Source organism: Prevotella scopos JCM 17725, from assembly GCF_018127785.1.
GTDB lineage: Bacteria > Bacteroidota > Bacteroidia > Bacteroidales > Bacteroidaceae > Prevotella > Prevotella scopos.
In genome coordinates this window covers 466,882-479,180 of the sequence record NZ_CP072390.1, presented here as the reverse complement: position 1 = coordinate 479,180, position 12,299 = coordinate 466,882, and the positions used below count along the sequence as shown (strand labels likewise).

Sequence of the window (12,299 nt, the reverse complement as noted above, 5' to 3'; positions counted from 1 at the left end):
TTATCGCCTCCTTACGTTCTCAACAACAAGAATAAGAATAAACGTGAGCAGAAAACTACCTACAACACACTGTAACCATTCAAAAACATTAAAGAAACTGAACATCTCTAAGGTAAAGAAGACTACACTATAAACCAGAGTAAGAATAGACACATACCACGTATATTGTGGTAAGCTAAGTGTATCCAACCCTGCTTGGAAATTATCGCTACTATCACGTGGAATGAAAAGTTGTAGCACATAAGGTTGCAACGCTGCTATCAAGGTCATAGAAGCAGCGGATACTCCGGGCGTATTTGAAAAGGTATCGATTATAAAACCCATGAAAAACGCCCATAGAAGAATGGCCCATTGTGGATAATTACGTGGGAATAAAAGAACAAAATAGATGTAAAGTAATGGCGTAGCAACAGTAAACAGATGGATGTTATTGAGTACAAACACCTGCGCTACTGTTAAAACAACAAACCAAAGTAAACGTTTGAGAAAATCTATATTCATTCTTTCTATTCGTAATCCAAAACAAGGAATTAGTAAACACCGTGGTTTCAAGAACCGACAAGTGAAGTTATCCGATTTCCATTCTAACTAAATCCGATTGGCTAATGTTCGCTTATTGCTCTTTACTTCCAATCTGACTCTCAAGCGGTTTGATAGAATCTTGTGCAGCCTTAATAACTTGACGTTGGTCTCTAATTGAAGCATCATCTATCACGCAGACATCACGAAGATTACCAAAGTTTGTTGAGAGTTGTATCTGTAAACGATAAGACAGTCCATCCTCTGAATTATAGACATGCTTTATCTTACCTACCAAGACACCAGCGGGGAAGACAGAAGAATAGCCACTCGTCACAACACGATCACCCAACTTAAATTTAGCATGACGAGGAACGTCATCTAGGTAGGCCACATCACTTGCACCACCATTCCAATGCAGATAACCAAAGTAATCACGTCCCTGAATAGAACAGCTGATATTCGACTTCGAGTTCAGCACAGGAATAACAACAGCGTAATGAATACCCGCCATATAGACAATACCCACTACTCCATTACCACAAGCAACACCCATATCTTTACGAACACCATCCCATGTTCCTTTATTGATGGTAATAAAGTTATTAGGTTTGTCCAATGAGTTGGAGACTACCTTAGCTTGTATCAATCGAAACTGTGAAAGAAAACGATACTGGCCCTTGTGGAGAAAGGTAGAATCCTTCGTCTTATCATACAGCTGGACTGACAACTCCTTCACCTGACGCTCCAGCTCGAGGTTACGCTTAGTCAAGGCTTCATTCACCTCACCCATCGTCAAATAAGACGTAACCTTTGAACTACCTTCATAGGCCAAACCTGCCACATAGTTCGCTGATGTGAACCACACACTGCCCTGATAGTCATTGAATCGGAACAGAAGAACCATACTCAAGACTTCCAGGGCAACGAACAAGAACCAATGCTTGTACTTAGCAAGGAACTCAGTCAGATTGTGCATGAACGATAGTTTTATCTCATCAAGAACGAGAAGCGATCTACGTTCTTCAATGCAATGCCTGCACCCTTAGCCACACTGTGCAATGGGTCTTCAGCAATATGGAATGGAATATTAATCTTATCAGTCAGACGCTTGTCGACACCACGAAGCAAAGCACCACCTCCACTGAGATAGATACCATTCTTTACGATGTCAGCATAAAGCTCAGGTGGAGTGTTCTCCAATGCTGAAAGAACAGCATTCTCAATCTTTGCAACGGTCTTATCAAGACAATGAGCAATCTCCTGATAGCATACAGGAACCTCCATAGGAAGAGCTGTGATGCGATTAGGACCATGTACAATGTAATCCTCTGGAGCTTCATCACCAAGGTCTGTCAGCGCAGAACCTACATGGAGCTTAATACGCTCTGCCATACGCTCACTGACCTTCACATTGTGCTGACGACTCATATATTCCTGAATATCTGCAGTGAGGTCATCACCAGCTACACGGATAGAGTTATTACATACAATACCACCCAAAGAGATTACAGCAATCTCAGTGCTACCACCACCGATATCAACAATCATGTTACCCTCTGGGGCCTCTACATCAAGCCCCATACCAAGAGCAGCTGCCATTGGCTCAAATATAAGGTAAACATCACGACCATCTGCATGCTCTGCTGAATCACGAACGGCACGAAGCTCCACTTCAGTAGAACCTGATGGAACACCAATTACCATACGCAATGAAGGTGAGAAGAAACGATTACCGCTGTGAACCATCTTTATAAGTCCACGCATCATCTGCTCACAAGCTGTAAAGTCAGCGATAACTCCGTCGCGCAAAGGGCGGATTGTACGAATATTGGGATGTTCCTTCTCGTACATCATCTTTGCATCACCACCCACAGCAATCATCTTATCTGTGCGACGGTCCAGTGCTACTACTGACGGCTCATCAACAACAATCTTATCATCACTGATAATAATTGTGTTTGCCGTCCCAAGGTCCATAGCAATTTCCTGGATAAATGAAAATAATCCCATTAATATATGTGTATTTTGTAAATGTTTATTTCTTGTTTATTTGCTCTTATTCAGTTGCAAACCAACTATGAATTGCAGCATCGTAGTGGCTACTAACACCAAATGCACGCTCTGCGAACATCTTACGATCTTCAATATCTGTCTGTGCACCATTCGTATTTAAAATTTGTAGCAACACAGGATACTCAGCCTTACTTGGCACGATAACAACATCCTTAAAGTTCTTTGCTCCTGCACGAATTAACGATATGCCACCAATATCTATCTTCTCAATGATTTCGTCAGCGCTGGCACCACTGGCAACTGTCTGCTCAAAAGGATAAAGATCTACGATAACAAGATCAATGAAAGGTATTTCATATTTCTGCATCTGTGCCTGATCACCTTCATTATCACGGCGAGAAAGAATACCTCCAAAGACCTTTGGATGAAGGGTCTTTACACGTCCACCGAGAATTGAAGGATAAGAAGTAAGGTCTTCAACCTTCTGACATGGATAACCTAATGATTCTATGAATTCGTGTGTACCACCTGTACTAAGAAACTTCACCTCTTCTTCGTCTAACTTCTTGAGCAAATCCTCAAGTCCATCTTTGTGAAAGACCGAAATAAGAGCAGTCTTAATTTGTTTTTTACCAGCCATTGTAAAACATTTTATGGATTTGATTTGCAAAGTTACTAATTATAAGCGACTAAACAATATTTTAAATCAAAAAAAAACAAAAGGTTGTCAACTAATTGATTAATGTCTAATAAGCTTCTACCTTTTGTTTTATTTTATCGGATCTATAACGCATTGCATGGGTTATGTGTTGATATTCCACATGTTTGGTGCGGGTGCTTAGCACATATGGTGCGGGTGCTTAACACTTATGGTGCGGATGGTATGCACCACATGTGCGAAGGGTTAACACCATTACTGTATATGGAAGGGTAGGGATTTAATGTGAGTTAAGCGTTTTAAAACTAAGGTCCGTCTAGAGTTTTGTTTAGTTCGAGGCTATACTTTTCGACAACATTTTAGGCTCTATAACAAATTACTCACACGATTCGTTATAGAGCCATTTTATCTTCTTAAAGTTGTACTTCTTATGAACTAAAGTGCATTTTCTGGTGCCCTTATATAATTCTATCAATCCTTATTCTTTCACTTTGACACCAAATGCATCTAATATCCCTTGTATCTCACTTCCAAGACCAAACACACTATTCATTACGCCATCCTTAGCACCTCGTACCATATAACGAGCACAATCGCCCTCAAGCTTACCAATGCGCTGGCGTTCAGCAACAGTATAGTCATGGCGTGAAATCTCACGACGAATACTTCCGAACTTATCGATGGCTCTACGCCACTTCCTAGCAGTATAGTACTGACTGTTATCACGCAGTTCGTATGAAAATCTCTCTAAGTCGTTAATAGCTGACTCACGTGTTGCACATGAGCTTACTGTTAGCATTGCTACAATAAGAGCAAGTCCCATTAGTACTTTCTTTACCTTTTTTCTCATCTTTTATACCCGCTATTTTTACAATAAAAATCCTTATCCTTAACTTGTATTTATAATACAGTTTACTTCAGAAGTAGCGTCAAGTTACGCCTTTTAAGGATAATAGTCATGGCAAAAATAGGAAATAATAATGATTTCACCAACAAAACTCGACATAACTTTTCATTTGTTTTCCACTTTTTAACTACCTTTGCGTTATGAATTTTGCAGCAACTCTACTTAAATGGTTCAAAAGTAACGGGCGCTCTTTACCTTGGCGCGAAACAGAAAATCCTTATGCTATTTGGCTTAGTGAGATTATTTTACAGCAAACGCGCATCTCACAAGGAATGAGTTATTGGAAACGATTTATGGCACAATGGCCTACCGTCAACGAACTTGCTGCCGCCGCAGAGGATGACGTATTGAAAGCTTGGCAAGGCTTGGGCTACTATTCTCGTGCTAGGAACCTACATTCTGCCGCACAGCAGGTTGTTAAGATGGGTGGGTTCCCACAAACTTTTAAGGAACTAAAGATGCTAAAAGGTGTTGGCGACTATACTGCAGCTGCCATAGCTTCTATCGCTTTTGGTAAACCAGAGGCTGTGGTAGATGGCAATGTCTATCGTGTACTTTCCCGCTATTATGGAATTGAAACACCTATTGACAGCACCAAAGGGAAAAAGGAGTTTCAAGTATTAGCTCAGTCTCTTTTACCGATAAATGAACCTGCAAATTACAACGAAGCAATCATGGACTTTGGTGCCATTCAATGTACACCTACTTCCCCCCGCTGCACAACTTGCCCGCTATGCGAAAGCTGTATAGCCTTTCGTGAACAACGCATTAACGAACTACCTGTAAAAATAAAAAAAGTGAAACAACGAGAACGTCATTTCACTTATCTATACATTGAAGTAGAAGGGGAAATAGCCATCCATCAACGAGGTGCAGGAGACATTTGGCAAGGATTATGGGAACTACCAGAAGCACAACAGCTTGCATCTTCTAAAGAATCGGTTTGGGCTAAAGATGCTCTGCTTTTACGAAAAGGAGTAAAACACATACTGACCCATCAGATTCTCCTAGCTGATATCTATCTTTGGCTGCCAAAGGTACGTCCACAACTTCCCTCAGACTTCATCTGGATTAACAAACAAGATATCGACAATTATGCTTTACCTCGCCTCATTGAGATTCTTCTAAAAGAGATTTCCACCCAATAGTCCCCTAGCGGCAAGCAATATATCCCCATGGTTCGCTACAACAAGACACCGACTCGTAACCTAGGCTTCTAGTCCAGCCCACTTCCAGCTATGCCTTCTTCCCAAAATCCCCATCTATACGCAGCCGATGAGCAACCAAGAAAGGGAAGACACAAACAATCATCACGATAACGAAAAACCATTTATAACCCACTGCCTGTGCCAAAGCACCCGCAAATAAGCCTGGAACCATCATTGACAACGCCATAAAACCTGTACAAAGCGCATAATGGCTAGTTTTATGTTCACCTTGACTGAAATAAATCATAAAGAGCATATAAGCACTAAAGCCGAAACCATAACCAAAATTCTCAATAAATACCGCCAAGCTTATTGCAATAATATTATCAGGAAGCATATAAGCAAGATAAACATAGGCTATGTTAGGCAAAGTTATGGCAGCTGTCATCGACCATATCCAACGTTTCAGACCATCGCGACTGATTACCATACCTCCAATAATACCACCTATCAGAAGACCTGCTACGCCAACGACACCATTCACCGTACCATATTCTATTTCAGAAAGTGCCAATCCTCCTTTACTTACAGGTGCTTGTAGGAAAAGCTGAGAAATAGGAATAATCAAAGCCTCTGGTAAACGGAAAAGCAATAAGAAACAGATTGTCGTTAATGCTTGTTCCTTCTTGAAGAAAGAAACAAAAGTTTTTCCAAAACTGCAAAACAACTGACTAGCTGAAACTTGTTCCTTATCTGTATCTTCGGAGGGACGCGGAAGAATTATACGATGATAGAGGGCGAGGCCGATAAAAAGCCCAGTCAAGCCATAAAAGACAAGTGACCATGTCCATTGTATATCAAACGTCTTATGTAGGAAACCTGCAAGTGCAATTAATCCTCCCTTTCCCACAACCATCGAAATCCGATAAAACGTTGAACGAATACCTACAAAAAAAGCTTGTTCATGTTGATCAAGTCCCATCATATAGAATCCATCAGCAACAACATCGTGTGTAGCACTACTAAACGCTAATAACCAAAAGAAACAGATTGTTCCCTGAAGCCATAATGAGGTATTTACCGTAAAGGCAACACCTGCAAAAGCTGCACCCACAAGCACTTGCATTATAATTATCCACCAACGTTTGGTTTTTACCAAGTCAAGGAACGGACTCCATAATGGTTTTATGACCCATGGGAGATAAAGCCAAGACGTATAAAAGGTGACTTCAGCATCTGACAGTCCCATCTGCATATAGACTTGAAGGGACAAAATAGTTACGGCAATATAAGGTAAGCCTTCTGCAAAATAAAGTGAAGGTATCCATGCCCACGGACTAATCTTTCGTTCTGTTTTCAATTTCTGTGGCGTTTATGAATTCTGTTGTTGTCACCAATAGTAGTGAGCTGTCAGCTATGTATAGTCAACGACAAGATGCCTTCACAAAATACACGATACATGTAAGCAAAGGATTTACAAAATGATGTTGACAAAACAAATAGCAAAACTTATTTACTTTTGTGTCTTTTCAAACGATGACAAAGATACATAAAAATAACGAAAATCACATAGGATATCGGTGTGGAATAAAATTAAAGACGATTTATACAGTATAAATGAATGATTTTCGCATTTCTTGAAAGATGAAATGAAACAAATATCTTATCTTTGTGAACGAAAGTATTGAAACTTAATTTTGTTTCATTTACCAACCTCGTCCATTTCTTTGGACTTAATATCTTGCAACAAGATGACTCTAATACACTCTACCCCCTCTATTGCACATAGAGAAACCTAGAGTAACACGATAAGGAAGCATAACACTGACAAAGGTGATATACGATAGTAAACCAAAGTGACATGCTTCCTTCTTCATATAAAAATGAAAAATATCAAGATTCATAGTCTAGTTTTATGCATTCTCAATTGTCATTCACATATTAGCAATTCATATCAAATGAATTCTAACAGAGAAACGATTTATCTGTCTCGTTTAATCACACTCGAGCCAAATATAGACTGCAAAAATGAAAAAGCTTTTCTTAAATATAAACTCCTAAAAGAGCTATCAAATATGGTTAGTTATAAAAGAAAAGGAAGCCTTGAAAGAACTGAGGATTAATAGATAAAGGGCAATAGTCATTATGACCATCGCCCTTTTCTATTATGAATGCTTCAGATAATTACATACCCAATGCCTTCTTTGCTCCTTCGTTGTTAGGATTAACCTTCAGCACTTTGTTAAAGTATTCATCAGCAAGCTGCTTGTTACCCTTCTTTGAGTGATAATAACCGAGACCGTAGTAAACGTTCTCCAAGTAACTCTTGCTATCCTCATCGAGAGTTGGTTTAGCTTCTTCATAAGCAGCCACCTTCTGATAAATATCAGCTACCTTATCAGGATCGTTCATCAATTGAGCTACATTAGCCTGATTCAACCATACCCAGTCAGAGATTGTTGGAAACTTTGCAACCATCTGCTCGTAAACATCAAGTGCCTTTGCAAGAACAGCATTCTTGGCTGCACGATCTGTTATGCCCTCAGCCTTAGCAACATAAGTGTTAGCAAGTGTTGCCCAGTCATTGTTTGTGGCCTTCTTGCTCTTTGAAAGATACTCTTGCTGAACTTCAAGTGACTTATCCTCATTTCCCTGTGCAGCATAAATTGCTGCCAATGTCTTCAAAGGCTCTATATTGTTTTTATCAAGCTCAAGTGCCTTATTAATGGTGCTAATGGCCTCATCGTACTGCTGAGCACCACAGAGGGCCTTTGCACAAACATCGTAGTCATTAGCAACTTTCTTACCAGAACCGGCAAACACAGTCTTACCATAGTCAATCGCTGAAGCATAATCCTTCAACTCAACTGATGCCATCATAGCAATACGACTCAGATACTCACTATTTGGGAACTTTTGCAAACCCTGCTTCGCAACATCCAAAGCTCTTTGATAGTCCTTTGTGATGTAAGCCGCAAAACCATAATTATAGAAGTTGTCCTCAGACATATTAGCTGGATTAGCCTTTGCATACCACTCTAATGCCTCTTTATACTTACCATCGCCAAGCATGATTTCAGCAGCAGTTGCTTCTACTGGGTAGTCAGGCTTAACCTTTCTCAACTCTTCAAGTTTCTGAACGGCAACCTTTGCATTAACATGACGGAAAACCTTTGCATAACGCTCGTAAGCTGTTACGTTCTGTGGATCTACAGTGATTGCATTCTGATACTGTGTAGCAGCAGCACCTGCGTTTCCGATAGAGTCTTTAAGCGCAGCAATGTCACCAAGAAGTACATAGGCTAAACTACCATTAAATTTCTTATTGTTAATAACGTTATTAGCAATCTCTGTTGCTGCATCGTAATTATGCTGCAAAAGATAAACGTTACCTAAAGCAACAATAGCTTCTTCACTCTTCTTAAAATTCTTCTGATACTCTTTGATCAAATCCTTTGCTGCTTTTGGATCATTAGGTGCAGCTTCGATGGCAGCAACAATAGGTTTAAGTGCAACTGCATAATTTACCTCCTGTGCCAATGCCGGAGTTGACATTGCCAACATCAAAGCTCCAGCTATCAAATATTTCTTTGTCTTCATAATTCTATCCCTATAATTTATATTTCTGTGAACCTTTATAATAAGACGCTTATAATGAAAAATCGTTTAATAAAATAAGTATGTTAAAATTTATATTATAAGCAATGCTAACCTTACATAACTAAAAGTTACACTTTTAATTCATGAATCGCTTATGATGCTTAAACTATTAGCTATCACTTATTGATCTGTTGCAGTCGAGACATGAACATCACGAATAGTAATGTCACCTCGATATGGTAAGAGACCAGCCCTAAAGATAATCTTCTGACCAATAGGATTAGTGACGAAATTTGCAAATGCCCAAGGCAGAGCTTTGTGCGGGTCTGCCACAAGAGCATAGATAGTCCTTACAAAAGGATATCTACCATCCAACAAGTAAGCCTGATAAGGCTGCCAGCTATTAGCAGGTTGGGCAACAGAGGCTTGTGAGAGACCTACTACTCTAATATCTTTCTTAAAAGTTGTGTTGGTAGAGTCACGATGGTCATTCAACCAGTTTGACCCAATAACACCTATAGCGTTAGGAGTTTTATGAACATAGTCAATAACCGACTTACTGTTACTTGCAGCAACAATGTTCTCACTCTTGATATTTTTTCCACCTAAAATAGAGTCAACTACATAATGCAAAGTTGCTGATGCTTTATTATCAAAAACAACTTCAATATTCCCCTTTTCATTCTTTGGGTTCAACTGATTCCATTTTGTAATCTGACCACTTAGAATTTTCTTAACATTGGTAACGGTTATGCAAGAGTCTACATTTGTATTGTTAACAATGAAAGCAATTCCATCATATCCTATCGGGAAAACCGCAGGGATAGGACCTTTTTCTTGTAAAAGTGCATCTTCGCCCTTTGTCAATACGTGAGAAGTGAAGAAAAGATTCACTTTCTGATCAAGAAGAAGTTGCATGCCCTTATTGTCATCTGTATAGATAGGCAACAAGTGAGCTAATGGGTAGCGGAACTGATAATTCTGTAACAATTCCTCGATAATAGGACTAAAACTTTCGTCAGAGGCGAACTTAATCGTCCCTGACGTCGGTGTATCTGTTCTGCCATCCTTATTTTTCTTCTGTCCACAAGAGGACAGAAGAAAAACAAAGGATAACATCAATCCTACTGCTATGTAGAATCTGGATCTATTCATATAAATTTGCTTTTTATTGCAGTTTGAAGGTAATTGGAAGAGTAAACCAAACGTTTGCAGGCTGACCATTGTTCATACCTGGAGACCACTTTGGCATGCTGTTAACAACACGAAGAGCCTCACGGTCGAGTGCTTGATCAACACCGCGAACAATCTGCGCCTGACTAACACTACCATCACGTCCTACAACGAACTTAACGATAACTCGTCCCTGCACACCATTCTCTGCTGCTACTGCTGGGTATTGGATATGTGAAGCCAACCACGCATTTACATTAGGGAATGAAGGCATTACCTCTGCTACTGTGAAGACCTTATTTTCAACCTCTTGCTTTGGCTCTGGTTTTGGAGCTTCGACAACAGGCTTTTCAATCTTTGGTACAATCTGTTCAGGAGTAGCTACAGTGCTACGAGCAGCAACTTCAGTACGATCTTCCGTACCTTCCTTGTTCTCAACACCTACAGCCTTGGTTTCCTTGTTCATCTTGACCATTGGAGGCATCTCTTCCTTTACGTCCTTATCATCCTTGATGACAGGTGCAGTAAACTTAACAGTTGCACGAGTTTCTGGAACCACCTTTTCTGGTTCAATCTTCTTTGGTTCTTCCTTCTTCTGCTGCTTTTTACGTTCAGCTTGTTCCTTCTTAGCTTGTTCTAATGCAGCCAACTCCATCTTTGCAGCATACTCAGCTTGAGCAGCCAATTCGTCGTTGTGCTTCTTAATCTGATAAGCTAAGTAACCACCACCGAGGAATGCAGCACAAAGCAGAATAGCTAAAGCTTTGATGTTACGCTGAGAAACTGTTTTACGAAGCTTATATGCACCGTACTCCTTATTTCTGTCGGCGAACACCATGTCAACCCATTTAGGATCGCATAAATCTATTTTTGCCATTGTTTTTTTCTTTAATTGTTTACGAATCAGTGATTAAGCCTTGATACCCTTCTTGGCTAAGAGAGCCTTGTCTTGGTCTGTCAGCTTGTCAATGACGTAAGTTCCAATATATGAAATCTGCATTTCATCGAGGATGTCAACCAAATGACGATAAGATGCTTTATCAGTTGGCTTGATAATGACAGTCATGGTAGAAACCTTCTTGCCATTAATTAAACCAGCTTTAATAGCAGCAATATCAGCCTGATAAAGACTATCTGGATAAGTCTTTGGGTTAGCCTGCTTCTTACGAGTCAGTTCCTTCACAGCGATATCCATATCCTTATAAGGGATAGTGATAGCCTCACCTGTAGAAGGGTCACCCACTTCCTTATGCTGAAGAACGTAGCGAATGCCTTTTTCGGTGTTACTCCAATCGGCAGGCTTCAGCCAATTAGCGTTATCATACTCTGGTTTACCATTACCATAGAAGATTTTATCTCCATCAGCAATGTAAATAGTAATAGAGTGTGACTCTTTGGCTTCATTCTTCTGCTGTTCATTCTGCGTCTTATCATTACTTGGCATCGTCAACTCCATAGTTGAAGGCTTGCTAAGTGAAGTACAAAGCATGAAGAAGGTAATCAGCAACATAAGCATATCCACCATCGGCGTAAAATCTACGCGGACGGTCATCTTCTTCTGCTTGCCGCCTTCTTTTCCTGTATCCATCATTTCCATACTTTGATCTCCTTACTTATTAGCTGCCTGTGCAGCCTTTTTAGCGTCCAACTGTGTGATCATGTAGTAATGGCTCTCATCCATATCCTGGAGTTCGCTCATTACCTTCTTAACGGTACCATAAGGAGAATCAGCGTCGGACTTGATAGCAAGTCTAACCTTAGGGTTCACCTGGCGGGCTGCGTTAACCCACTGTTGGAACTCTGTCATCTCCTGTCCTTGGATACTATCGAGAGGAATACCCATTTTAGGGAGTTCTTTGCCACGCTCTGCTGCTGGCTTTGACAAATAAGCAGCCAGCTTGTCGAGTGGAGCACCAAATGTGGACTCAGCAACAAAAGTCTTCTTTTGTGCAGGAGTCAATGTTATGCCCATATTATCTACGATTTGACCTAATTCATTAGTATTATCGTAGCTTAAAAAGACCTGGCCTTCACCTGTAGGCGTACCATTAGGTCCTTTTTCAGGACTAACGAGAATTGTCAGGACACCATTCTCAGGCACCTTTAATTCAGACACTGAACCTGGAGTATTTACCTTCACTGGCTCATTCTTAACGAATGTAGATGTCAGCATAAAGAAGGTAAGCAACAGGGTCATAACGTCTGACATAGGCGTCATGTCGATAAAAGTGTCACTCTTCTTAACTTTTACTTTACCCATAGCGATAAATTTTTAAAG

At 40.2% G+C, this 12,299-nt stretch carries 12 protein-coding genes; 1 reads left to right on the top strand and 11 read right to left on the bottom strand.

Features of this window, described 5'->3' with window-relative positions; all coding sequences use genetic code 11:
• The 5 genes from mreD to J4856_RS07350 all read right to left on the bottom strand — a co-directional run bounded on the left by mreD (position 1) and on the right by J4856_RS07350 (position 4,043).
• Complete coding sequence (gene mreD, locus J4856_RS07370) at positions 1-501, bottom strand: rod shape-determining protein MreD (RefSeq protein WP_025837949.1); 501 nt, start codon at positions 499-501, stop codon at positions 1-3.
• Positions 502-613: 112 nt separating this feature from the next.
• Positions 614-1,498, bottom strand: coding sequence for a rod shape-determining protein MreC (mreC, locus tag J4856_RS07365; RefSeq protein WP_025837948.1), 885 nt, complete (start codon positions 1,496-1,498; stop codon positions 614-616).
• 11 nt (positions 1,499-1,509) lie between these two features.
• Positions 1,510-2,532 (bottom strand): rod shape-determining protein, encoded by a 1,023-nt coding sequence (locus tag J4856_RS07360; RefSeq protein WP_025837947.1) that lies wholly within the window; start codon positions 2,530-2,532, stop codon positions 1,510-1,512.
• 46 nt (positions 2,533-2,578) lie between these two features.
• Positions 2,579-3,175, bottom strand: a complete 597-nt coding sequence (locus J4856_RS07355; protein ID WP_065367853.1) for an IMP cyclohydrolase — start codon at positions 3,173-3,175, stop codon at positions 2,579-2,581.
• Positions 3,176-3,671: 496 nt separating this feature from the next.
• Positions 3,672-4,043 (bottom strand): hypothetical protein, encoded by a 372-nt coding sequence (locus tag J4856_RS07350; RefSeq protein WP_025837945.1) that lies wholly within the window; start codon positions 4,041-4,043, stop codon positions 3,672-3,674.
• Between the two features lie 197 nt (positions 4,044-4,240).
• Here J4856_RS07350 and mutY point away from each other — a divergent pair, with 197 nt between their 5' ends.
• Positions 4,241-5,248 (top strand): A/G-specific adenine glycosylase, encoded by a 1,008-nt coding sequence (gene mutY / locus J4856_RS07345; protein WP_025837943.1) that lies wholly within the window; start codon positions 4,241-4,243, stop codon positions 5,246-5,248.
• Between the two features lie 88 nt (positions 5,249-5,336).
• Here mutY and J4856_RS07340 read toward each other — a convergent pair whose 3' ends face one another.
• The 6 genes from J4856_RS07340 to J4856_RS07315 form a co-directional block, all read right to left on the bottom strand.
• Complete coding sequence (locus J4856_RS07340) at positions 5,337-6,608, bottom strand: MFS transporter (RefSeq protein ID WP_025837941.1); 1,272 nt, start codon at positions 6,606-6,608, stop codon at positions 5,337-5,339.
• 824 nt (positions 6,609-7,432) lie between these two features.
• Positions 7,433-8,848: a tetratricopeptide repeat protein gene (locus J4856_RS07335; protein WP_025837939.1), complete on the bottom strand. Its 1,416-nt coding sequence runs from the start codon at positions 8,846-8,848 to the stop codon at positions 7,433-7,435.
• Between the two features lie 180 nt (positions 8,849-9,028).
• The gene (locus J4856_RS07330) at positions 9,029-10,003 is read right to left on the bottom strand and encodes a PstS family phosphate ABC transporter substrate-binding protein (RefSeq protein ID WP_025837937.1); all 975 of its coding nucleotides are present in this window, start codon (positions 10,001-10,003) and stop codon (positions 9,029-9,031) included.
• 13 nt (positions 10,004-10,016) lie between these two features.
• Positions 10,017-10,898 carry an energy transducer TonB gene (locus tag J4856_RS07325; RefSeq protein WP_065367852.1) on the bottom strand — a complete coding sequence of 294 codons (882 nt, stop codon included), beginning with the start codon at positions 10,896-10,898 and terminating at the stop codon, positions 10,017-10,019.
• Positions 10,899-10,931: 33 nt separating this feature from the next.
• Positions 10,932-11,618 (bottom strand): ExbD/TolR family protein, encoded by a 687-nt coding sequence (locus J4856_RS07320; RefSeq protein ID WP_025837935.1) that lies wholly within the window; start codon positions 11,616-11,618, stop codon positions 10,932-10,934.
• A 12-nt stretch (positions 11,619-11,630) separates the two neighbouring features.
• Positions 11,631-12,281: an ExbD/TolR family protein gene (locus J4856_RS07315; protein ID WP_025837933.1), complete on the bottom strand. Its 651-nt coding sequence runs from the start codon at positions 12,279-12,281 to the stop codon at positions 11,631-11,633.
• Positions 12,282-12,299 lie beyond the last annotated feature (18 nt).

Bases quoted from the DNA above. Each gene is read 5' to 3' on its own strand.
- mreD (WP_025837949.1), bottom strand. From the start codon at position 501: ATGAATATAGATTTTCTCAAACGTTTACTTTGGTTTGTTGTTTTAACA.
- mreC (WP_025837948.1), bottom strand. From the start codon at position 1,498: ATGCACAATCTGACTGAGTTCCTTGCTAAGTACAAGCATTGGTTCTTG.
- J4856_RS07360 (WP_025837947.1), bottom strand. From the start codon at position 2,532: ATGGGATTATTTTCATTTATCCAGGAAATTGCTATGGACCTTGGGACG.
- J4856_RS07355 (WP_065367853.1), bottom strand. From the start codon at position 3,175: ATGGCTGGTAAAAAACAAATTAAGACTGCTCTTATTTCGGTCTTTCAC.
- J4856_RS07350 (WP_025837945.1), bottom strand. From the start codon at position 4,043: ATGAGAAAAAAGGTAAAGAAAGTACTAATGGGACTTGCTCTTATTGTA.
- mutY (WP_025837943.1), top strand. From the start codon at position 4,241: ATGAATTTTGCAGCAACTCTACTTAAATGGTTCAAAAGTAACGGGCGC.
- J4856_RS07335 (WP_025837939.1), bottom strand. From the start codon at position 8,848: ATGAAGACAAAGAAATATTTGATAGCTGGAGCTTTGATGTTGGCAATG.
- J4856_RS07330 (WP_025837937.1), bottom strand. From the start codon at position 10,003: ATGAATAGATCCAGATTCTACATAGCAGTAGGATTGATGTTATCCTTT.
- J4856_RS07325 (WP_065367852.1), bottom strand. From the start codon at position 10,898: ATGGCAAAAATAGATTTATGCGATCCTAAATGGGTTGACATGGTGTTC.
- J4856_RS07320 (WP_025837935.1), bottom strand. From the start codon at position 11,618: ATGGAAATGATGGATACAGGAAAAGAAGGCGGCAAGCAGAAGAAGATG.
- J4856_RS07315 (WP_025837933.1), bottom strand. From the start codon at position 12,281: ATGGGTAAAGTAAAAGTTAAGAAGAGTGACACTTTTATCGACATGACG.